Here is a 20,889-nt window from a genome sequence, read left to right on the forward strand (position 1 = left end):
TAGATTAAAAGGTGCTTATGAACTTACCGAATCTTCGCCATTTGCAGTACTTAGTGGCGCTGCATAAATACCAACACTTTAACAAAGCGGCGCAAGCAAGCTTTGTTAGTCAATCAACGTTAAGTAGTGCGATTGTCAAGCTTGAAGAGCAAATGGGCTGCCAGCTTATTGAGCGCGATCACAAATCGTTTATCTTTACCCCTCAGGGTGAGCGTGTCGTTGAGATGGCTAGGCAGCTCATTGTTAACGCAACCGAAATGATGGATTTTGCCGAGCAACAAGGCGACCCTTGTAAAGGCAGTATTCGCATTGGCTGTATTCCCACAATTGCACCTTATTTGCTCACTGACTTGGTATTTGAAAGCCAACAAAAGCTACCTGATCTCTCTTTATATCTAGATGAAGATACTACAGAAAATTTATTGCTTAAGCTGGCTAATGGCGATATCGATACCGCGATTTTAGCCCTGCCAGTTGAGACCGGCAGTTTTCAAACCAAGGTGCTAGGTAAAGACCATTTTTATATGGCGGGTGATAAGCACTTAATAGAGCGATTTAAACCTAGCCAAGATTATGAACAACTTCCTGAAGGTAGTGTCTTTTTGTTATCAGACGAGCACTGTATGACAGAGCATGCCTTGTCGGCTTGTAACGTTGAAGATAAAACGCGTATTCACCCATTCTCCGCCGCCAGTATATCGACGCTCGTGCAAATGACCGCGTTTCATCACGGTTTTACTTTCTTGCCAGAAATGGCGGTTAAAAAAGGTGTAGGCCAATTGGCGGATATTGCTATCGAGCCATTTAAAGGGGATAGGTATCGTGAAATCGGTATGTTATGGCGCTCTACAAGCCTAAGACGACAGGCGTTTAGCCAAATTGGCGAGATAGTGTCTAATCTTCTCGAAAAATAATGAAAAAATTTACAACTTTTTGAACATCCAACACGACTATCTATATAACGCAGCAAAAATAATGGAAATCAAGTGTTTGAACGCAGCGACGAAACTCTAGTAAAACAGGCATTGAAACAGAATAAATCTGCTTGGTTAGCCCTGGTTAAGCGCTACGAGAAGGCGATATACAACTATACGCTTCGTATGGTGAGTAACGAGCAAGATGCAATGGATTTAATGCAAGATGTGTTTATTGCCGTGTTTCGTAATTTAGCGAATTTTCGTGGCGACAGTGCGTTTAAAAGTTGGTTGTTCAAAATCGCCCATTACCGATGCATAGAGTTTTATCGTAAGAAGCGCCCAACACAATCGCTTGATGAAGCGCCCGAGCAAGAAGCAGAAGAACACCATGCTTGCCCAGAACATGCGGCGCAATTAGGGCAACAAGCGAAAGAATTGCATGTAGCAATGCAACAACTGCCGTTTAATCAAAAGGTGGTCGTAGAGTTAAAGTTTTTCCAGCATTGTACGTTCGATGATATTGCTTACCAACTGGGGATCTCAGTGAATACAGCAAAATCTCGATTGTATACGGCATTAGATAAGTTAAAAGGTTTATTGGAGGTTGAATATGTCTGATCAACATAAACAACACGACAAAGAAAAAGCATTTTTAGACTGGATGGAAGGTAAAAATGCAGGCGAAATAGAGCCTGATTTAACCGAAGATCCTATGTGGCAACAGCGTATGCAGACCGCAGAATACATAGCGCAACAAGCTGATATGTATCCTGAGCAATCGGTCCCGCAGTGGAATCGAGAAGCTACCTTTGACGCAGACAAACGCGCCTGGTGGCAATGGGGCGGCTTGCCTTTGCTCTCGCTCACTTGTTCAATCGCGGCGGTATTTTTGGTGCTGTTTAATGTGCAACTGCAGTTTAACGATAAAGGCATGTTACTCACTTTTGGCCCACAACAAGCCGAGGTGGATCAAAATCAGCTTAATGCTTTGCTAGATAGTCGAATGCGAGAATTTGCCGCGGAGCAACAGCTTTATTTGGCAACATTTACCAAAGATTTGAACAAAGAAACTAATGATCAAAATATGGCACTTGCTAACTATATCTTAACGACATCACGCCAAGAGCGAAAAGAAGATATGACAGAGTTTTTTGACTATTTGAATCAGCAAAATGAGGCAACACAGTTGTCGCAAAACAGACGTATCAACCAAATTGAACGTGCTTTGCAATACAAGCAAACCAATTATCAAGAATCAGGCATGAATACAATGCCAGAAGAAAGTGACGCAACGGTAGAGGAATAAGGTTATGAAGTTACTGAAATCAATTGTATTAACATCGGCAGCTATCACGTCATTTAGTGCGCTTTCACAAGACGCGAGTAAAGAAATGGCAGCAGTGCAAAAACAACTGCAAGTCATGACCAATATCATCAAGTCGTCAATTAATGGTGACAATAAGGGTTTTGGTCATGGTTCATCGATTGATGCAATGTACTTAAAAGGGCAAGGGGCGGTGTTTACGATTAACGCCAACAGTTATCGTATATTCAGCCACAATATGGAAATTATTACGCCGGTACCTCCCGTTGCACCAGTGGCACCAGGTGTAGATGAAGATGTGCGTATCGAGATTATTGAAGCGCAAGAAGAAGCGCGAGCGATGGCAATTGAAGCGTTAGAAAACGACAGAGAAATCGTATACGAGCTTCACGAACAGCAGCGTGATATAGCCAGAGATTTACGTGATGTAGAACGCGAAGTACGCGATATCGAGTTTAGACAACGCATGGCTGAAAAAGATGAAAAGAAAGAGCTCGATAAAGCAAAAGAACAGCTAGAAAAGCAGAAAAAAGCACTAAAAGAACGCATTATTATTGTAGAGCGTAAATCAAAAGACTTGTCGGCTAAACAGAAAAAGGCGCGTCAAGAGCAAGAGCAACGCCGTCAAAAACAAAATGATGAGCTAGCGAAAAACCTAACTGACACCTTGTGTTTATATGGCAACGGCTTACGCGCTTTAGGTAAAAATGAATACGTCACTTTTGTTATGAAAAACGCGGGCGAGCGAGCAGGGCGAGGTTATCAGGATCGTATATATGTCTACACCCATGCCAATGTAATGAAGTGTGCGACCGATCAAATTGATACAGCTAAGTTACTAGAAAGTGCAGTTACCTATCAGTTCTAGTCAGTTTGTCATTATTACTTACAACTAAGCGCCAATAGATTGGCGCTTTTTTTATGACAATAGGGTAGGCTGTTATTACTGCGAGCTTATAGTCAAAAGGACTTATGAATAAAACCAAACGATTCTATCTGCGATTGATCTTATTTATTAGCACTATTGTTTCCTTGTTTTTTGTGCCTTGGATATTAGTGTGGGCGTGGATTTTGCCACTGCCAAACACAATGCAAGCGCAGCTTGAACAAGGATTGTCGCATGGTTTTGATGGCATGATCGTCTATATCGACAAAGCCGATCAATCGCCTCAATATTTTGCAGCTGGCTGGCACGATAAAGACGCCAAGCTTCCAGCGCGTCCAGACGCGCTGTTTAAGATTGCTAGCATAGGTAAGCTTTACCATGCGTTGGCGGTAACTAAGCTGGCAAATAGCGGAAAGCTATCACTTGATGATAGTGTTGCCTATCATTTTCCCGAGCTTGCACCTCGCATTGCCAACGCTCAGGAAATTACCATTGAAATGCTAGTGAAGCATCGCAGTGGCTTGTTTAGTTTTACTAATACGCCAGACTATTGGAATAATCCTGTCGACAGCTTTGAACAAGCGATTGAGCTGGTTTTTGATAAGCCTGCCAACTTCTCACCCAACGATGACTATGAATATTCAAATACCAATTACTTGCTGTTATCAGAGCTAATTAAACGAATCAGTTTTATGGAAAAGTTTGAATATTTTCAGCAAGCTATTTTATCACCACTTGGACTGACACAAACCTATGAATCGATTGACGACATCGATATGGATTTACTGATGAGTGGCTATTATGTTGGCATAGAAGAAGATATGAAGTTTGTCCATTACGGCTCTATGGTAGCAACTGCAGAAGATGTAGGTCGCTTCGTTCGTGCATTAAACAATGGCGACGCATTTGCGCCAAACGAACAAGCACTTTATACCTCGTTATATCCAACAGAGCATTCAGGGTTAATACCAGGCTATCAAAGTTTTGCTCAGTATTATCCAGAAGACGATACGGTGATAGTGATGTTTACCAATACCACCGACTTTAGCGGCTACCACTGGAACTTAGCGCAAATTCTATTGAGTCGAATTGCAGATATCAGCGCGCAATAAATGGAACAAGGATTTGATGAATAAATTGATAACGTTAACGTTTAGCATACTTTTACTATGCACCAGTGTGTTTGCTATCGCGTTCGAGAAACGTGAAGCCTATGCGCCACAAGCCGTTAAAGTTATGTCGTTTAATATTCGTTACGACAGCGAGCGAGATAAAAACAATGCCTGGCCTTATCGTAAGTTACTTGCCTTTGAAACCATTAATAACTTTGCGCCAGATATTGTAGGCCTACAAGAAGTGCGTTTGCATCAGGCACACGATGTGAAACGAGCTTTGTCTAATTACGGTTATCATGGCGCAGGCCGAGATGATGGATTACAGCAAGGTGAGCAAGTGCCGATTTTGTATCTTAAACAACGATTTGAGTTGCTACAAAAAGGCCATTTTTGGTTGAGTGAACAGCCACTGCTTGCCGGTAGCAAAGGCTGGGATGCGGCGTATCCTCGCATGGTGAGTTGGGTACTACTTAAAGACAAACGTTTTAAAGACACTTCACCCTTGTTTGTTGTCAATGCGCATTACGATCACATTGGCGAAATTGCACGTAAACAAAGCTCTGCGCTGATAGTTAATCGAATAAAGGCGCTGAAAAACAATGCCCATGTTATTGTGTTAGGCGATTTCAACTCGCCACCTAACTCTGCCCCATACGATACGCTAATTACCCAGTTATCACTTTCCGACGCTCATGCAAGTGATCAACTAAACAATGTTGGCACTTACCATGGCTTTACGGGTAAAGCGCAGTCAAAACGCATCGACTGGCTTTTGTTTAGTGGCAGTTTTACTTTAATAAACGCAAACATAGTGCAAACAAATAAAAATGGGCAATATCCTTCAGACCATTTTCCAATTACTGCAACGTTAGCACCTACACGTAGCCATTAAAAAAGGCACCTAAGTGCCTTTATTTATCTGACGATTTCAACAGGTCCATGGTCATCACAATGGCCATTGTGCACGTGATGTAGCCGACCATTAACGATATAGTCTATATGATCGCCATGTGGCACCGCCTCATGACCACATCCTGGCCCATGTACATGTTCTCCGCAATTGAATTTTTCATTGCATTCATCAGGGTTATCTTTGCTCACATCCAACGAATGTTCATCATAGTGATCTTCATGTGGATGGTGCAGGTGCCCGTCATGCAAGTAATCAACATGATCGCCATGTTTAATAGCCGTATGACCACAATTAGGGCCATGAGTATGGTCTGGGTGAGTAGAAGTATTAGAACAAGCCATTATCGCCTCTTGTACAAGATGTTAATGAGTATTCTTAGTATAGGCATAGATTCTAATTTGTGCCTGAACAAAGCGATAAGGTTCAACAAACTGAGACATGCTCTAGTCATAGCGCTATTTATGCCTTATGGTAAGGCTAACAACATAGGAATGTGCAAATGAAAAAAATAATAATGTGTTGCTTGGTTGTCTTGAGTTTTGGGCAATCGCTGCAAGCAAAAGAATACCTAAGGTTTTATCTAGGTGGGCAATGAAGGGCGTATTGAACTTTAATGTGTGAAGTTTGTTCAATCTATAGGCTGTCTGATCAAAATAGCTAGCATTTTACATAGTCAACTATGTTGATGATTGATATTGCAGAGCAGGGAGTTTATAGGCCGAACCCAACGGGCAGCGTTTGTTTGATGTTTCTCCATTGTTGCCACCTATTTGTTTAGAAGACTAATCGTCATAGTCGCCGCCTCGTATAAACCTCAAACAATTCGCTGCAAAATCGCACATTAAGGTTCAACACGCCCTCCTATGGACGGTTATGGTGACGTAGCTGTATTACCAGAACATCTTAAATCGATACCTAATGTCATGATGTTTCATGGTAATGGCGTGTTTGATAATAAACCCAACGGCGGCAAAGGCATTTGGGCACCACTTAAGGCTGGCCATGGTGGCGGCTTTGCATCAGACGGAGTTAAGAATTATTACAGCAAACGTTTTGGCGCAGAATTAAGTTTCGCTTACGCCTTAACTAAGCAATTTCCAGACAAACATATCGCTATTATCAAGTATGCAGTGGGTGGTACCGGCTTGCATTTAAAAACAGGCTACGGCAACTGGTCACCTGATTTCAGAGAAGGTAATGGCCAAAATCAATATGACTTTGCACTCACTACATTTGCCAATGCGTTTGCCGCACAAGATATCGATGGCGATGGAGAAAAAGACACTTTGGTACCTGCGGGTATTATGTGGATGCAAGGAGAAGCGGACGCACATCAAAGTGAGGCGTCTGCAAAAGCATATGAATACAACCTAACACGTTTAATGAACTTACTGAGAGCGGCACTGCGAGATGATAGCGTAACTGTGGTTATTGCGAAAATTACCGATTCGCAGTTAGGTGAAGAAGATATTATGCCGTTTATTGATATTGTGCATCAGGCGCAAAAGCAATTTGTTAGTAAAGACATTTGTGCGGCCTATATGGAAGAAACCTCTACATACCCATACGAGGAAAAAGATCCTTGGCATTATTTGAGCCCGGGTTACATCAGCATGGGCGAAGATTTCGCGCGCCACTATATTAAGCTTGCTAAAACATGTGCGAAGTAAGTTAGCTGCGTAAAGATTAGATGTAAATAAGGCGTCTATTTAGACGCCTCTACAAATGTTTTAATATCGATTAAGTCTTGTTCGATCGCTTTAATCATCGATTTTTTTACCATAGCGCCCATCAAAAACATCAGTATTTTTGCGCCAAATGTTTGCGGCTCTCCCTTAAACGACATACTGAGTTCACAGCTACCATCTTGCTCTTCAATTGCCATGGTCGATATATAGACGCTGCCGTGACTTTCGGCTCTCGTGTGATAATAACTAGGCGCCTTCGCTTCTGTAATCCACATCGTCTCGGTTGCATCTTTACCAAACATTTCACGTGTTTCCTGCCACTTTAAGCCAACAACACCCTCTTCAGGACGTTCAAGTACCTCAATTGATTTTATGGCGGTAATCATTTGATCGCAGTTATCAATGTTGGTAATGGCTTGCCAAATAGTCTCTGCTGGCGCCGCTATTGTTTGTGAAACAGATACTTGCATAGGTTTATCCTTTTTTCTTTCAAGCATAGCAGATTTGTTTGCGCTGCAAGCTATAGCGGTGGGTAATATCTTTATTGTTCTATTTATGAAACAAAGTGTGTTCAATATACCTGTTTATCCCAATTTTAAAACTAAGCATACTAACGCCCATATAGATTAACTACGGACGACAACATGCTTAAAAACTCCAACAATGGCTACGGCCTGATCAGCATGCTGCTTCATTGGCTAAGTGCATTCACTGTTATTGCATTATTTGCACTGGGCCTATGGATGATTGAGCTAGATTACTACTCTAGTTGGTATAAAACTGCTCCCCATTGGCATAAAAGCATAGGTATTTTGTTGTGTGCGGCAACTGTAATACGTGTCATCTTTAAATGGTTGCAAGTCACGCCAAAAGCCTTGGGTAGTAAGATAGAAAATCGCGCGGCACATCTCGCACATTTTACGCTTTATGCATTGCTTATTGGGCTTTTTGTCAGTGGCTATTTAATTTCGACTGCAGATGGCAGAGCAATTGAGGTATTCAATTGGTTTAGCATTCCAGCCTCAGGAAAGCTGTTTGATAACCAAGAAGTTATTGCCGGAGACATTCACAAATATATTGCCTATGGCTTGATTGGCTTAGCCACATTGCACGCCTTGGCGGCCTTGAAACATCACTTTATTAACAAAGACAACACTCTGACTCGAATGATCACATTTAACAAATAAGGAAAAATTATGACAAGAAAACTATTAGCCGCTGCACTATTTACAGCAATGACACCATTAGCGTTTGCAGCAGATTACACTATTGATGACAAAGGCGCTCATGCCAGTATTAACTTTAAAGTAAAGCATTTAGGTTACTCTTGGTTAACAGGACGATTCAATACCTTTTCTGGAGATTTCAACTACGATGCTAACAATGTTGCGGCGTCGAAAATCAACGTGAATATTGACCCAGCCAGTGTTGACTCAAACCACGCTGAACGCGACAAGCACCTTAAAGGTAAAGACTTCCTTGATGTCTCAAGCTTTGACAGCGCAAGTTTTGTTAGTAAAAAAGTAGAGGACTTAGGTAATGGTAAGCTTAAAATTACCGGCGACTTTACTTTAAAAGGTATTACTAAAGAAGTTGTTATTGATGCCAACAAAATTGGCGAAGGACAAGACCCTTGGGGCGGCTATCGTGTTGGTTTTGAAGGTACCACTCAAATTGCTATGGCAGACTACAATATGATGGATTTAGGGCCAGCGTCAGCTCAGATAGAATTAGAGCTGCACGTAGAAGGTATCAAGAAATAAAAAAGGGCTTTTCAGCCCTTTTTTATTAACTCATATAATTTGCTTTCTTGCATTCACTCTGTTTTTTCACCTTAGGTTTTGCGACAGCGGGTTTCGCAAACATTTCCTTTTGGTCGAGTACAGAGTTTGATGAAAAGCTTGCCAAAAACTGCTGAAGCTTGTCATTAAATAGCGCTGCTTGTTCGTAAAAACTCATCGAGCGCTCTTCTTTCTCTGGCGTCACTGGCAACGGAGTGAAACGCTGGATTTCAGACACAGCAAGCAAATTAGCAAAGCTGTTTAGCTGCTTTAACTGTGGCTTAGCAATTAAATGCATTTCATACATCGCCATATAACGATGCGTGTTTAAATCAAAGCCTTGGCCTTGATTATTGGGACTATTTGCAAGCGACAAACAACTAAAGCATGCAACTAGCGCTATGGTAAAGCGGGTCATTATCATTTTAACTTTCATGCGATCTTCCTAATTGTTGCCTTTCCTTTTTAGTATTGGCTTTACGTTTATACTGCCCAAACATTAACAAACTGTTTACAAAATGTACTATAAGTAAGGAAATAAATAAATACCAATGCTTTAAGATAAATTGCTTGAAAAGTGCGATTAAAAGAAAAAGCCCTGCATCTGCAGGGCTTTTCATTATGCTGTGGCTAAGCTTGTTTTAAGCGCTAAGCGGTAGTGATGCAGCAGAGGTTCGGTGTAACCACTGGGTTGCTCTTTACCCTTAAATACTAAATCGCAAGCCGCTTTAAACGCGATATTGTTGTCAAAGTCATCTGCCATCGCGCGATACAGTGGGTCGTTAGCATTTTGCTGATCAACCACTTTTGCCATTTTCTTCATACTCGCCAGCACTTGTTGTTCGCTGCATACGTTGTGTGCCAGCCAATTACAAATATGTTGGCTCGATATTCTTAACGTTGCTCTATCTTCCATTAAGCCAACATTGTTTATATCTGGCACTTTCGAACAGCCAATACCTTGGTCTATCCATCGCACTACGTAGCCTAAGATTCCTTGAGCATTGTTATCTAGCTCTTGCTCAATTTCTTGTTGGCTCCATGTTGGATTAGCGGCCAAAGGAATCTGTAAAATGTCATCAACATCGGCGCTGCTGCGCTCGGCAATACTTTGCTGCAAGCTAAACACATTTTCTTGATGATAATGTAGTGCATGTAATACGGCTGCTGTTGGCGATGGCACCCAAGCGGTATTTGCACCTGATTTAACGTGACCAATTTTGGTGGCTATCATGTTTGCCATTTGATCGGGAATAGGCCACATACCTTTACCAATTTGTGCTTTACCACTTAAGCCACAAGCTAAACCTACATCTACATTGTTGTCTTCATAGGCGCCGATCCAGGTGGTGTTTTTGATATCTGCTTTACGCTCCATAGGGCCTGCAAGCATAGAGGTATGAATTTCATCTCCAGTACGGTCTAAAAAGCCTGTATTGATAAATACTACGCGTGTTTTAGCGGCGGCAATACATGCCTTTAAGTTAACACTAGTGCGACGCTCTTCATCCATTATGCCCATTTTAATTGTGTTAGCAGGTAGCTTTAATAGCTGCTCAACACGGTCAAACAGGGTATTTGCAAAGGCGACTTCTTCAGGGCCATGCATTTTTGGCTTAACAATATAAATACCGTTCGTTTTACTGTTGTTGATTGCGCCTTGGTTATTAAGGTCATGTGTGCTGATCAGCGATGTCATAATGGCATCGATAATACCTTCATATACTTCACTGCCATCGCTTAGCAATATCGCATTGTTTTGCATCAAATGCCCTACGTTGCGAATAAACATTAGGCTGCGACCTTTTAACGTCACCTCTTCTCCGTTTAAGCCAGAGATGGTTCTATCAGCATGCATATTACGGGTAAAGGTTTTACCATTTTTGCTAATGCTTTCTGTTAAGTTACCTTGAATTAGTCCTAACCAGTTTTTGTATGCTACAACTTTGTCTTCTGCATCAACCGCAGCAACGGAATCTTCGCAGTCCATAATGGTGGTTAGCGCGGCTTCTAAATGAATGTCGCTCATACCTGCTTGATCCAACTTTGCAATTGGACTGTCGGCGTCAAAACGCATTTCCACATGCAAGCCATTGTGAACAAGCATAATGCTTGTTGGCGCGTGTTTATCGCCTGTAAAACCTACTAATGCGTCTGGCTGAGCAAGGCGCACGTCTTCGCCATTTACTGATGCAACCAATGTATCTTGTTCAATACGATATGCGCTTGCATCTTTGTGTTGTCCAGTGGCTAATGGCAGTGTTTCATCTAAAAATGCTTTTGCATACTGAATCACTTTATCACCACGCACTGGGTTATATACTTTGCCTTTTTCTGCACCGTTTTCTTCACTGATCACATCTGTACCATATAAAGCATCGTATAAGCTGCCCCAACGCGCATTAACAGCGTTAAGGGCAAATCTTGCGTTCATAATTGGCACAACAAGTTGAGGGCCAGCCATGGTAGCGATTTCCGCATCAACACTGTCGGTGGTGATCGCAAAATCATCAGGTACAGGGGCTAGGTAGCCGATCTCTTTAAGAAACGCTTTGTAAGTTGAAAAATCAAAGTTGCCTTGATGCTGCACGTGCCATTGATCGATTTGCGCTTGCAGTTGTTCGCGCTTTGCAAGTAATTGAGCGTTTATCGGTTGAAGGTCACTAACGATATCGCTAACGCCTTGCCAGAAGTCGGCAGTATCTAATGATAATCCTGGTAATACTTCTTCAACGATAAAATCGTGTAAGGAGGTTGATACTTGTATGGCATCGAAGCGTTTGTATTGAGACATACCTTTTTTCCTTGTGATGAAAGCTAAACTGAAAACTTTTTTGCTTGGCTAGGTTTTTCGGCAATGTAGGCTTATTTTGAGTCGGATGCAATGACCTAAACCGCCTGATAAACCCATTTGCTTTTGACTAAGCGAACCTGTGTAATAGCCTATATTTGCCTTACCCCTTTAAATACAGGCGTTTATTACAGCCAAAAATGAAAATAGCATGATATTTATTCATGCTATTTTTAATTATTATTGTTGGTATAAATTCTGTGAATTTAAGTGAGGGTTGTTATCATAAATGGCACGATAAACGGACTCAATATCGCGGTAATACTGGCCGAAATAATCAGAGACAACGACCCATAGGCCCCATGTTCATAGCTATTTTGGCTGATCGTTGCTGTGCCCAATACATGACTGGCCGCGCCAATGGCAAGGCCTTGCGTTTTGGCGTCTTTAATTCCAATGTAATTTAACCAAGGGATACCGGCTAGGGCACCAACCAAACCGGCAATAATGATAGTAAACGCGGTAATTGACGGAATGCCGCCAAAGTCTTCAGTAAGCACAAGTGCAACGGGTGTGGTAATTGATTTAAGCGATAACGACACCGCTAGCGGTAATTGATTGATTACAAGCATGGTGATGACAAAGCTTGATACCAAAGCAACGACTACCCCAAGCGCCAAAATGGCGGTAATTGACTGCCATTGGTAACGAATGGTTTTAAGATGTTGATACAAAGGGAAGCCAAGTACAACAATGGCAGGCTCTAATAGCGCATGAATGGGCCAGGCAGCCTTGAAGTACTGTTCAAAACTCACGTTGGTTGCGAGCAAAATAGGAATGATAATGGCCAGAGAGAACAGCAGCGGGTTAACCAAGGGTGTACCGATTTTTCGCTGAACATTTACCATCAGCTGATATACAGAAAGCGTCAGCAATATCGCTAACACATAGGGCATTATACTACTCATCTCGCGCGCTTCTCTTTTGTAAAAAGTGAAACCCTATTGCCACCACATTGAGCAGCAAAAAGCTGGTAGCTACAACAATAGTGACGATAGCAACGCCGTGATTTTGAAACAAATCAAAGTGATTCATTATGCCGACACTTGCTGGCACAAAGCATAACCCCATATGTGAAATCGCCCACGCGACCGTTTTTTCAACGCGTTGAGAATTAACAAATTGAAGCTGCAAACCAAGCGTGAAAGCGAGCATGCCATATAGGCTAGGTGGCAAACCACCGAGGATATGATGAATGCCATATCCCAGCAGTAAACAAGCCAGCACCACGGTCAGTGTGTAAAGTCCATCTTTCATTACTAATCGCTTTCTGTTGCCGCTTCCATGATTAATTTTCTAAACCAAACGTGGCTTGCGTCGTGATGCAGCAAAGGACTCCAAATCATTTTCAGTTCTATCTCAGGTATATCAAACGGCGGTTTGATAATGGTATAGCTGTTGTCGTGCGCATGCAGCTGCGCCGCCTTTGACGGCAAAGTAGCGATAAGGCCGTCTTCATAAGCAAGTTGCATCGCGATAGGGTAGTTACGTGTAAAGACTTTTATGTCACGCTTTTTACCCAGCTTTGCCAGAGCTTCATCTACCCAACCTAGCTTTTGAATATCTTTAGGATCCATACCTACACCAACACCAAAGCCAGTTTTAGACACCCACACATGTTTGCTTTCTAGATAAGAGTTAAGGTTGAATTTGGCAACAACTGGGTTGTCGGCGCTAAGTAAACAGGCAAAGTCATCACGCCAGATTGTTTTTTGGTGAAAAGACTGCGGCAGTTCGTCAAAACGGTTAATTGCCATATCTATTTTGCCTGCTTCAACGTCGTGGAAAGTAACGTCACTTGGCGTCATCAAATCGATAGTTACGTTTGGCGCTATCTGATTGACCCTTCTAAGCAGGGGCGGTATCAGCGTAGAAGCCGCATAGTCACTTGCCATTACGCGAAAGACACGTTGGCTAGTCGCCTGATTGAATTCTTCTTCGCCCTGAAGCGCTTCCTCAAGTTCCAATAAGATTTTGCGAATTACCGGCGCTAATGAACGAGCACGTTCAGTTGGCGCCATACCGTCTGATGTGCGCACTAAAATGGGGTCATTGAACAATGTACGAAGACGCTTAAGGCCATTACTCATAGCAGGCTGAGTAATATTTAATTGGCTAGCGGCACGGGTCACATTCTTTTCTCTTAAAAGCACGTCTAAGTAAATCAAAAGATTCAAATCTATTTTGGATATATTCATTTTTCTAATTTATGTATTTTGGCTGTGAATGGTCGTAATAATAAATATAAATTTAGTAAATGCAAATAACTTTTTTAGACTGTTTGGCGTCGAGTATGAAAGTTTTCATTCATGTTTCAGCATGACAAAGCTTAAAAAATGAGAGAGGGACGCTATGTCTAACTACACAGATACAATTTCACAAGCAGCCAACACAATTAGTGCTAATGGCGACACATGGTCAACAATTAACCCAGAAAACGTAGCTAGAATGCGTTTGCAAAACCGTTTCCAAACAGGTTTAGAAATAGCCAAGTACAATGCAGCTATCATGCGTAATGACATGGAAGCTTACGACAAAGATCCCGCAAACTACACACAATCGCTAGGTTGCTGGCATGGATTCATTGGTCAACAAAAAATGATCTCTATCAAGAAACATTTTAATGAGACCAAAGGCAAATACTTATATCTTTCAGGTTGGATGATTGCAGCACTTCGCAGTGAGTTTGGTCCGCTTCCTGATCAGTCTATGCATGAAAAAACATCGGTACCGGCACTTATCGAAGAGCTTTACACTTTCTTGCGTCAAGCAGATGCTCGTGAATTAGGTGGTCTTTTCCGTCAGTTAGACGACGCACGTGAGCAAGGTGATGAAGTTAAAGCAAAGGCGATTCAAAACGAAATCGACAACTATCAAACACACATTGTGCCTATCATTGCTGATATCGATGCTGGTTTTGGTAATGCAGAAGCAACTTACTTGTTAGCGAAGAAAATGATTGAAGCAGGTGCATGTTGTATTCAACTTGAAAACCAAGTATCTGATGAAAAACAATGTGGTCACCAAGACGGTAAAGTTACTGTGCCGCATGCTGATTTCTTGGCGAAAATAAACGCTGTTCGCTATGCGTTTCTAGAGCTAGGTGTTGATGACGGCGTTATCGTAGCGCGCACGGATTCTTTGGGTGCTGGCTTAACTAAGCAAATTGCTGTAACTAACGAGCCTGGCGATTTAGGTGACCAATACAATGCGTTCCTAGATTGTGAAGAAATTTCTGCTGATCAACTTACAAACGGCGACGTTATTATCAACCGCGAAGGCAAGTTACTTCGTCCAAAACGTCTAGCAAGTAACTTGTTCCAGTTTAAGAAAGGTACGGGTGAAGCACGTTGTGTACTTGATTGTATTACTTCTCTTCAACACGGCGCAGACTTACTATGGATTGAAACTGAAAAACCGCATATCGGTCAGATAGGTGCGATGGTAAATGAAATTCGCAAAGTAGTGCCAAATGCTAAGTTAGTGTACAACAACTCACCATCATTCAACTGGACATTAAACTTCCGCCAACAAGCATACGATGCAATGGTAGAAGCAGGTGAAGACGTATCAAGTTACGAGCGTGAAAACTTAATGGATGCTAAATATGATGATTCTGAATTATCGGCTCGCGCTGACGAGAAGATCAGAACATTCCAAGCTGACGCTGCACGTGAAGCGGGTATCTTCCATCACTTGATTACTCTGCCAACATACCACACAGCGGCATTGTCGACAGACAACTTAGCGAAAGAGTACTTTGGTGACCAAGGCATGTTAGGTTACGTTCAAGGTGTTCAACGTAAAGAGATTCGCCAAGGCATTGCCTGTGTTAAGCATCAAAACATGGCAGGTTCTGACATGGGTGATGATCACAAAGAATACTTTGCTGGTGATGCTGCACTAAAAGCTGGCGGTAAAGACAATACTATGAATCAATTTGGTTAAAAGGTATTTACAAGCCAAACAAAAAGCCGCTAATTAGCGGCTTTTTTCTTGGTAGTTGTTTGAATAATTGCATCACGCAATTAAATTCAAATCTAGAAGTTATATAACAAAGACACTTGTGTTTGTGAGTCTAAGTTTTCTATGCCATCGGCAACTTCAGTATTGTAGTCAAACACCAAACTAAACTTCAGTTGTAAGCTTGATACCAAGGTACTCACAATGTCAGTTTGTGCTTTGAAAATGCTGTTCTCGCCTTTTTTAACCGCGATTTTGGCATTGACGACTTGTTGAAACTCTACATAGTCGCTTAGCTTTCTAATGTAGGTTGCTTGCGTTTGAACAATAAAGTTCTCAGCAGTATAGGCTTCTTCAACAACAACGCCGTTGTCGTCTACTACCGCTTTTACTTCATCTATTTTGTAACCCGGTCCAATATCTGCATATAGTGACGAGTTCTCGGTTTCATACCAATGACGACCCCAACAAATAGAAGCCGAAGATTGATGTTCGAAACCGTTGAATCTATCTTGTTCATACCAAACGTTACCATACACATAGTTTTTCTTTTCAGAATTTAGTGTGTAGTTAGTTTGAGAGTTAATGGTAAATTTCTGATCACTTGTAGTGAAACTTTCTACGCCAGTATCTTTGTCTGGAATAGTGCTTCGCTTAATCAGAAGATCCACGTCAAGCACGCTTAACCAACGATCCTTGTCATACTTAATATCAACACCTGAAAGTAAATCGGCACTATGTGTGTTACCTGATTTATATAAGAAACCAAGTTGTACGTTACCTGTAAATGCTGGTTTTTCTTCTTCTGGTGGTGGTGGTGGTGCATCTTCAGCGAACGCTGCGGCTGAAGACGCCGTTATCAACGCTAATAATACTGCCTTTAGCTTCATTCTAATCCTCTTTGTTCATATGTACTGACAATTGTGGAAATGGTATTTCTATGTCGTTTTCGTCTAATGCTATTTTAATGTTTTCTAGTAGTTCAAACCTTACTGGCCAATAGTCATCTGACTTAACCCAAGGGCGCACTACAAAGTTAACTGAGCTGTCTGCAAGTTCTGATACTGCTATCATAATCTCTTCATTCGGTAATACAAGAGGGTGCTTGGATGCAACGTCCATTAACACTTCTTTTGTTTTCTTTAGATCTGCGTCATAACCAACACCAATCACAAGGTCGATACGACGAATTGGCTTGGTTGAATAGTTGGTAATAGTGCCACTGGTAATGGCGCCATTAGGAATAATAACGGTTTTGTTGTCAGGCGTTCTGCACTTGGTTGAGAACACCAAAATTTCTTCAACAATGCCACTTACGCCAGCGACTTCAACAAAGTCTCCACTTTTGAACGGTTTGAATAAAATAATCAAAACGCCAGAGGCAAAATTTGATAGAGAACCTTGGAGTGCTAAACCAACAGCTAAACCGGCAGCACCAATAATGGCAACGAGTGACGAGGTGTTAAAGCCTAAGTGAGAGATAGCGGCAATCAGTGCTACTGTCACTAAAACGCCGTAGATAATACTTGAGACAAAGCTTGTTACCGCGGCATCAACGCTGCGGTGTGACATGACTTTTTCAACCGCCTTGGTAATTATTTTGGCGACAAATTTACCTACCACAAAGATAACGATTGCGATGACAAAATGAATCGCATAGTTGATCAGAAGTTCTTGATTGTTTTTCAACCAATTTAAAACCGCTTCCATAATGTTGCCTTTTTTGCTGAGAACGATAAAAGCGATTATAACGGAGAAATTAAAAAATTGTTAAGTAATTGTAACCGGTGATAAAAAAAAGGAGCCATTGGCTCCTTTTCTATCATAACTGCCGTTTACTTGATGAGTGCGTCAAGTTCACCAGTTAGGTATTTTTGATACATATTTTCTAACGAAATTGGTTTGATTTTGCTTGCTTGACCAGCCGCGTTAAAGGCTTCGTATCGCGCTCGGCAAATATCTGCCATTGCATCGACTGTCTTCGACAAGTATTTACGAGGGTCGAACTCCGCTTGATTTTCCGCCATAAAGCGACGGATAGCACCTGTTGAAGCAAGGCGTAAATCAGTATCGATGTTTACTTTACGAACACCATTTTTAATGCCTTCTTGAATTTGTTCTACCGGTACACCGTAAGTTTCAGGAATTGCACCACCAAATTCATTGATCACCGCTAACCAGTCTTGTGGTACTGACGATGAACCATGCATAACTAAATGCGTGTTAGGAATTCTTCTGTTAATTTCTTTAATGCGATCAATCGCTAAAATATCGCCTGTTGGTGGGCGAGTAAATTTGTATGCGCCGTGCGATGTACCACAGGCAATGGCTAAAGCATCTACTTGTGTTTTTTTAACAAAATCTGCTGCTTCTTCAGGATCTGTTAGCATTTGGTCATGCGTTAAAATAACGTCAGCGCCGATACCATCTTCTTCACCCGCTTCGCCTGTTTCTAAAGAACCTAAACAGCCAAGTTCACCTTCAACTGAAACACCACAAGCATGAGCCATTTCTACCGTGCGTCTAGTTACATCAACGTTGTACTCGTAGCTCGATGGTGTTTTACCATCTTCCATCAATGAACCATCCATCATCACAGATGAAAAGCCTAGTTGAATAGAGCGTTGGCATACCGCAGGTGAGGTACCGTGGTCTTGATGCATAGCAATCGGTAAATGAGGAAACTCTTCTACCGCAGCCAATATTAAATGCCTTAAAAAAGGTGCACCTGCGTATTTTCTCGCACCAGCAGATGCTTGCAAAATAACAGGACTGTCGGTGTCAGAAGCGGCAGTCATAATTGCACGTACTTGTTCGAGATTGTTTACATTGAATGCTGGAATGCCGTAGTCATTTTCTGCTGCATGATCCAACATTTGACGCATTGATACTAACGCCATTGAGATGCTCCTCTACTTTTTGAAAGTGGTATTGAAAGTTTTCAGAAATTTTACGGCGCGATCATAACAGCATGAAAAACTAAATGTTAGTTTTTATTGGCTATTTTGCACTATTTTTATTGCTTAATTGGTTGATTTATAAGGCTTGTAGTAAAGTTACAACAAATAAGCGGAATTTGGCTGAATTTGTTGGTTTATCGTGTAAGTTTTTAACGTGGTTTTTATGAAAATTTAGAGCAGATTCAAAAAAAGCGGCCTCGGCCGCTTTTTATAATCTTTATAAAGTAGACACTTTGTCGACTTTACTCAGCTGCACGTTGCTCGAGAATCGCAACCGCTGGTAGCTTTTTACCTTCAAGAAACTCTAGGAAAGCACCACCACCTGTTGAAATATAAGAGACCTTATCAGCAATGTTGTACTTGTCTACTGCTGCAAGTGTATCGCCGCCACCCGCTATAGAAAACGCGTTGCTGTTAGCGATTGCATGTGAAATCACTTCTGTACCTTTTGCAAATGCGTCCATTTCGAATACGCCAACTGGGCCATTCCAAACAATTGTGCCTGCATTAGCGATGATTTCTGCAACTTTGGCTGACGTTTGTGGGCCATAGTCGATAATGTCGTCGTCGCTAGTAACTTCTGAGAGTGCTTTAACTTGTGCGCTACTTTGATGATTCCATTGGTCAAACGGTTCTTGCGTTACGGTAACATCTTCAGCAAACACAACTTCCGTTTCGTTCCTTAAGCGTTGCGCTTCAGCAATGAGGTCCTTTTCATATAACGAGTTACCCACTTCATTGCCCGCAGAAGCAACAAAGGTATTTGAAATACCACCACCGACCACAAGCTGGTCAACGACTTTAGCTAATGAATCTAGCACCGTTAGTTTAGTTGAAACTTTTGAACCACCTACAATAGCCACTAAAGGACGAGCAGGATTGTCTAGGGCTTTGCCAAGTGCGTCGAGTTCACCTGACAACAATGGGCCAGCACATGCAACAGGAGCAAATTGTGCAACGCCGTATGTTGACGCTTGTGCTCTATGGGCTGTACCAAATGCGTCCATAACAAACACATCACAAAGTGCTGCAAGCTGTTTAGCTAACGCTTCGTCATTTTTCTTTTCGCCTTTGTTAAAACGAACATTTTCAAAAATAACGAGTTCACCACTATTAACTTCAACGCCGTCTAAATAATCAGTAACAAGGCGAACTGGATAGTTTAATGCCGCGGCTAGATAGTCAACCACAGGTTGCAAAGAATATTGTGCGTCATACTCGCCCTCAGTTGGGCGACCTAAATGCGACATTACCATCACTTTTGCACCCGCTTCTAAGGCTTGGGTAATAGTAGGTAAAGCAGCTTTTAATCGTGCATCTGACGTAATTGCGCCATCTTGAATCGGTACGTTAAGATCTTCACGGATCAAAACACGTTTTTCAGCTAATGCTAAATCAGTCATTTTGATGACAGACATTTTATTCTCCATTTTTACTTCGCGACATACATGGCGCGAGTGGTATCTAACATTCTATTGGCAAATCCCCATTCGTTGTCGCACCAAACTAGCAACTTTACGAGTCGCTTGTGGCTAACACGCGTTTGACTACCATCAACAATGGCAGAATGAGGGTCGTGGTTAAAATCTACGGATACAAGCGGCTCTTCAGTATAGGCTAAGATGCCATGAAGACCATTTAATTGAGCGGCTTGAATCGCTTCGTTGATATCATTGACGGTGACGTCTGAATTCACCGTGACACTTAAATCCATCGCAGTAACATTGATGGTGGGTACACGTACCGCTATTGCTTCAAAACGGCCAGCAAATTTCGGTAAGATTCGTTCAATGCCTGCGGCCAGTTTGGTATCAACGGGAATAATTGACTGACTCGCTGCTCTGGTTAAGCGCAGATCGCTAGTGTATGCGTCAATCACCTGTTGGTCATGCATCGACGAATGAATTGTGGTTATAGTGCCACTTTCTACGCCAAATTTTTCATCTATGGCTTTGATAACCGGTACGATACAGTTAGTTGTGCAACTACCATTTGACACAATTTTATCATTCGCTGTTAACAGCTGATGGTTAACACCATAGATAATGGTTTTATCAACCTGTGCATCTGCCGGCTGACTAAATAGCACCTTTTTCGCACCTTGTTGTATATGCGCTTTGGCTTGTTCGGCAGTATTTATAACACCTGTGCATTCCAACACAATATCGATATTCAGCGCTGCCCAATCAATATCGTTAATATCTTGATGGTGTAGTAGGGTGATTCTATGGTCGTCTATAAATAAGTCGTCATCTTGACAAAAGACGGCTTTTGAAAACTTTCCGTGAGTCGAGTCGTACTTGAGTAGATGCGCAATACCGCTTGCGTCAGCTACTTCATTAATCGCAACTAGCTCAAATTCATCACTGCGGTCACTTTCAAAAAGTGCGCGTGCGATGTTACGACCAATGCGACCAAACCCGTTGATTGCAATTTTTATTGCCATGTTCTCAAACGATTAGTGTAAAAGGGCGGGTAGGATAACACGCCC

22 protein-coding genes are annotated in these 20,889 nt (G+C 41.9%); 10 read left to right on the forward strand and 12 right to left on the reverse strand.

Going from position 1 to position 20,889, the window contains the following annotated elements:
* Nucleotides 1–17 precede the first annotated feature (17 nt).
* The 6 genes from QUD85_RS03975 to QUD85_RS04000 all read left to right on the forward strand — a co-directional run bounded on the left by QUD85_RS03975 (nt 18) and on the right by QUD85_RS04000 (nt 5,134).
* Nucleotides 18–914 carry a hydrogen peroxide-inducible genes activator gene (locus QUD85_RS03975; protein ID WP_093327713.1) on the forward strand — a complete coding sequence of 299 codons (897 nt, stop codon included), beginning with the start codon at nt 18–20 and terminating at the stop codon, nt 912–914.
* 72 nt (nt 915–986) lie between these two features.
* The gene (locus QUD85_RS03980; RefSeq protein WP_093327712.1) at nt 987–1,535 is read left to right on the forward strand and encodes an RNA polymerase sigma factor; all 549 of its coding nucleotides are present in this window, start codon (nt 987–989) and stop codon (nt 1,533–1,535) included.
* Nucleotides 1,528–2,223, forward strand: a complete 696-nt coding sequence (locus tag QUD85_RS03985) for a hypothetical protein (RefSeq protein ID WP_093327711.1) — start codon at nt 1,528–1,530, stop codon at nt 2,221–2,223. The genes QUD85_RS03980 and QUD85_RS03985 overlap by 8 nt, the downstream gene beginning before the upstream one ends.
* Before the next feature lie 4 nt (nt 2,224–2,227).
* Nucleotides 2,228–3,109 (forward strand): hypothetical protein, encoded by an 882-nt coding sequence (locus QUD85_RS03990; RefSeq protein WP_093327709.1) that lies wholly within the window; start codon nt 2,228–2,230, stop codon nt 3,107–3,109.
* A gap of 104 nt (nt 3,110–3,213) precedes the next feature.
* Nucleotides 3,214–4,239: a serine hydrolase domain-containing protein gene (locus QUD85_RS03995; RefSeq protein WP_093327708.1), complete on the forward strand. Its 1,026-nt coding sequence runs from the start codon at nt 3,214–3,216 to the stop codon at nt 4,237–4,239.
* Nucleotides 4,240–4,255: 16 nt separating this feature from the next.
* Complete coding sequence (locus QUD85_RS04000; RefSeq protein ID WP_093327706.1) at nt 4,256–5,134, forward strand: endonuclease/exonuclease/phosphatase family protein; 879 nt, start codon at nt 4,256–4,258, stop codon at nt 5,132–5,134.
* 23 nt (nt 5,135–5,157) lie between these two features.
* Here the strand turns inward: QUD85_RS04000 and QUD85_RS04005 are convergent, their stop codons facing one another.
* Nucleotides 5,158–5,496 (reverse strand): hypothetical protein, encoded by a 339-nt coding sequence (locus tag QUD85_RS04005; protein WP_093327705.1) that lies wholly within the window; start codon nt 5,494–5,496, stop codon nt 5,158–5,160.
* Between the two features lie 522 nt (nt 5,497–6,018).
* Between QUD85_RS04005 and QUD85_RS04010 the strand changes: the two genes are divergently transcribed.
* A complete protein-coding gene (locus QUD85_RS04010) occupies nt 6,019–6,825 on the forward strand; it encodes a sialate O-acetylesterase (protein WP_093327703.1) in 807 nt (268 codons plus the stop codon).
* A gap of 35 nt (nt 6,826–6,860) precedes the next feature.
* Here the strand turns inward: QUD85_RS04010 and QUD85_RS04015 are convergent, their stop codons facing one another.
* The gene (locus QUD85_RS04015; RefSeq protein WP_093328042.1) at nt 6,861–7,313 is read right to left on the reverse strand and encodes an SRPBCC family protein; all 453 of its coding nucleotides are present in this window, start codon (nt 7,311–7,313) and stop codon (nt 6,861–6,863) included.
* A 174-nt stretch (nt 7,314–7,487) separates the two neighbouring features.
* Between QUD85_RS04015 and QUD85_RS04020 the strand changes: the two genes are divergently transcribed.
* Nucleotides 7,488–8,030: a cytochrome b gene (locus QUD85_RS04020; RefSeq protein ID WP_093327702.1), complete on the forward strand. Its 543-nt coding sequence runs from the start codon at nt 7,488–7,490 to the stop codon at nt 8,028–8,030.
* 9 nt (nt 8,031–8,039) lie between these two features.
* The gene (locus QUD85_RS04025) at nt 8,040–8,606 is read left to right on the forward strand and encodes a YceI family protein (protein WP_093327700.1); all 567 of its coding nucleotides are present in this window, start codon (nt 8,040–8,042) and stop codon (nt 8,604–8,606) included.
* A gap of 25 nt (nt 8,607–8,631) precedes the next feature.
* Here the strand turns inward: QUD85_RS04025 and QUD85_RS04030 are convergent, their stop codons facing one another.
* The 5 genes from QUD85_RS04030 to QUD85_RS04050 form a co-directional block, all read right to left on the reverse strand.
* Nucleotides 8,632–9,060 carry a hypothetical protein gene (locus QUD85_RS04030; RefSeq protein ID WP_093327699.1) on the reverse strand — a complete coding sequence of 143 codons (429 nt, stop codon included), beginning with the start codon at nt 9,058–9,060 and terminating at the stop codon, nt 8,632–8,634.
* A gap of 183 nt (nt 9,061–9,243) precedes the next feature.
* Nucleotides 9,244–11,418 (reverse strand): malate synthase G, encoded by a 2,175-nt coding sequence (locus tag QUD85_RS04035; RefSeq protein WP_093327696.1) that lies wholly within the window; start codon nt 11,416–11,418, stop codon nt 9,244–9,246.
* Between the two features lie 263 nt (nt 11,419–11,681).
* Nucleotides 11,682–12,383: an LrgB family protein gene (locus tag QUD85_RS04040; RefSeq protein ID WP_093327694.1), complete on the reverse strand. Its 702-nt coding sequence runs from the start codon at nt 12,381–12,383 to the stop codon at nt 11,682–11,684.
* Entirely contained in the window at nt 12,376–12,732 is a 357-nt protein-coding gene (locus QUD85_RS04045) for a CidA/LrgA family protein (RefSeq protein WP_093327693.1), read from the reverse strand. Before QUD85_RS04045 ends, QUD85_RS04040 begins: the two co-directional genes overlap by 8 nt.
* Nucleotides 12,733–12,734: 2 nt before the next feature.
* Nucleotides 12,735–13,673: a LysR family transcriptional regulator gene (locus QUD85_RS04050; protein WP_093327691.1), complete on the reverse strand. Its 939-nt coding sequence runs from the start codon at nt 13,671–13,673 to the stop codon at nt 12,735–12,737.
* Nucleotides 13,674–13,827: 154 nt separating this feature from the next.
* Here QUD85_RS04050 and QUD85_RS04055 point away from each other — a divergent pair, with 154 nt between their 5' ends.
* Nucleotides 13,828–15,423 (forward strand): isocitrate lyase, encoded by a 1,596-nt coding sequence (locus tag QUD85_RS04055; RefSeq protein WP_093327689.1) that lies wholly within the window; start codon nt 13,828–13,830, stop codon nt 15,421–15,423.
* Between the two features lie 92 nt (nt 15,424–15,515).
* Here the strand turns inward: QUD85_RS04055 and QUD85_RS04060 are convergent, their stop codons facing one another.
* The 5 genes from QUD85_RS04060 to epd all read right to left on the reverse strand — a co-directional run bounded on the left by QUD85_RS04060 (nt 15,516) and on the right by epd (nt 20,844).
* Nucleotides 15,516–16,328 carry a DUF481 domain-containing protein gene (locus tag QUD85_RS04060; RefSeq protein ID WP_286219631.1) on the reverse strand — a complete coding sequence of 271 codons (813 nt, stop codon included), beginning with the start codon at nt 16,326–16,328 and terminating at the stop codon, nt 15,516–15,518.
* 1 nt (nt 16,329) lies between these two features.
* Nucleotides 16,330–17,148, reverse strand: coding sequence for a mechanosensitive ion channel family protein (locus tag QUD85_RS04065; RefSeq protein ID WP_093327685.1), 819 nt, complete (start codon nt 17,146–17,148; stop codon nt 16,330–16,332).
* A gap of 125 nt (nt 17,149–17,273) precedes the next feature.
* On the reverse strand, nt 17,274–18,338 hold the full coding sequence (gene fba / locus QUD85_RS04070; RefSeq protein ID WP_093327684.1) for a class II fructose-bisphosphate aldolase: 1,065 nt from the start codon (nt 18,336–18,338) through the stop codon (nt 17,274–17,276).
* Between the two features lie 302 nt (nt 18,339–18,640).
* Nucleotides 18,641–19,816 carry a phosphoglycerate kinase gene (locus tag QUD85_RS04075; protein ID WP_093327682.1) on the reverse strand — a complete coding sequence of 392 codons (1,176 nt, stop codon included), beginning with the start codon at nt 19,814–19,816 and terminating at the stop codon, nt 18,641–18,643.
* A gap of 14 nt (nt 19,817–19,830) precedes the next feature.
* Nucleotides 19,831–20,844, reverse strand: a complete 1,014-nt coding sequence (gene epd / locus QUD85_RS04080) for an erythrose-4-phosphate dehydrogenase (protein WP_093327681.1) — start codon at nt 20,842–20,844, stop codon at nt 19,831–19,833.
* Between the last annotated feature and the right edge of the window lie 45 nt (nt 20,845–20,889).

It is taken from the genome of Thalassotalea agarivorans, assembly GCF_030295955.1.
In the GTDB taxonomy this organism is placed as follows: Bacteria; Pseudomonadota; Gammaproteobacteria; order Enterobacterales; family Alteromonadaceae; genus Thalassotalea_D; species Thalassotalea_D agarivorans.

Bases quoted from the DNA above. Each gene is read 5' to 3' on its own strand.
- QUD85_RS04025 (WP_093327700.1), top strand. From the start codon at position 8,040: ATGACAAGAAAACTATTAGCCGCTGCACTATTTACAGCAATGACACCA.
- QUD85_RS03990 (WP_093327709.1), top strand. From the start codon at position 2,228: ATGAAGTTACTGAAATCAATTGTATTAACATCGGCAGCTATCACGTCA.
- QUD85_RS04015 (WP_093328042.1), bottom strand. From the start codon at position 7,313: ATGCAAGTATCTGTTTCACAAACAATAGCGGCGCCAGCAGAGACTATT.
- QUD85_RS03975 (WP_093327713.1), top strand. From the start codon at position 18: ATGAACTTACCGAATCTTCGCCATTTGCAGTACTTAGTGGCGCTGCAT.
- QUD85_RS03985 (WP_093327711.1), top strand. From the start codon at position 1,528: ATGTCTGATCAACATAAACAACACGACAAAGAAAAAGCATTTTTAGAC.
- epd (WP_093327681.1), bottom strand. From the start codon at position 20,844: ATGGCAATAAAAATTGCAATCAACGGGTTTGGTCGCATTGGTCGTAAC.
- QUD85_RS04010 (WP_093327703.1), top strand. From the start codon at position 6,019: ATGGACGGTTATGGTGACGTAGCTGTATTACCAGAACATCTTAAATCG.
- QUD85_RS03995 (WP_093327708.1), top strand. From the start codon at position 3,214: ATGAATAAAACCAAACGATTCTATCTGCGATTGATCTTATTTATTAGC.
- QUD85_RS04065 (WP_093327685.1), bottom strand. From the start codon at position 17,148: ATGGAAGCGGTTTTAAATTGGTTGAAAAACAATCAAGAACTTCTGATC.
- QUD85_RS04050 (WP_093327691.1), bottom strand. From the start codon at position 13,673: ATGAATATATCCAAAATAGATTTGAATCTTTTGATTTACTTAGACGTG.
- QUD85_RS04060 (WP_286219631.1), bottom strand. From the start codon at position 16,328: ATGAAGCTAAAGGCAGTATTATTAGCGTTGATAACGGCGTCTTCAGCC.
- QUD85_RS04005 (WP_093327705.1), bottom strand. From the start codon at position 5,496: ATGGCTTGTTCTAATACTTCTACTCACCCAGACCATACTCATGGCCCT.
- QUD85_RS04075 (WP_093327682.1), bottom strand. From the start codon at position 19,816: ATGTCTGTCATCAAAATGACTGATTTAGCATTAGCTGAAAAACGTGTT.
- QUD85_RS04020 (WP_093327702.1), top strand. From the start codon at position 7,488: ATGCTTAAAAACTCCAACAATGGCTACGGCCTGATCAGCATGCTGCTT.
- QUD85_RS04055 (WP_093327689.1), top strand. From the start codon at position 13,828: ATGTCTAACTACACAGATACAATTTCACAAGCAGCCAACACAATTAGT.
- QUD85_RS04045 (WP_093327693.1), bottom strand. From the start codon at position 12,732: ATGAAAGATGGACTTTACACACTGACCGTGGTGCTGGCTTGTTTACTG.
- QUD85_RS04040 (WP_093327694.1), bottom strand. From the start codon at position 12,383: ATGAGTAGTATAATGCCCTATGTGTTAGCGATATTGCTGACGCTTTCT.
- QUD85_RS04035 (WP_093327696.1), bottom strand. From the start codon at position 11,418: ATGTCTCAATACAAACGCTTCGATGCCATACAAGTATCAACCTCCTTA.
- QUD85_RS04030 (WP_093327699.1), bottom strand. From the start codon at position 9,060: ATGAAAGTTAAAATGATAATGACCCGCTTTACCATAGCGCTAGTTGCA.
- fba (WP_093327684.1), bottom strand. From the start codon at position 18,338: ATGGCGTTAGTATCAATGCGTCAAATGTTGGATCATGCAGCAGAAAAT.
- QUD85_RS04000 (WP_093327706.1), top strand. From the start codon at position 4,256: ATGAATAAATTGATAACGTTAACGTTTAGCATACTTTTACTATGCACC.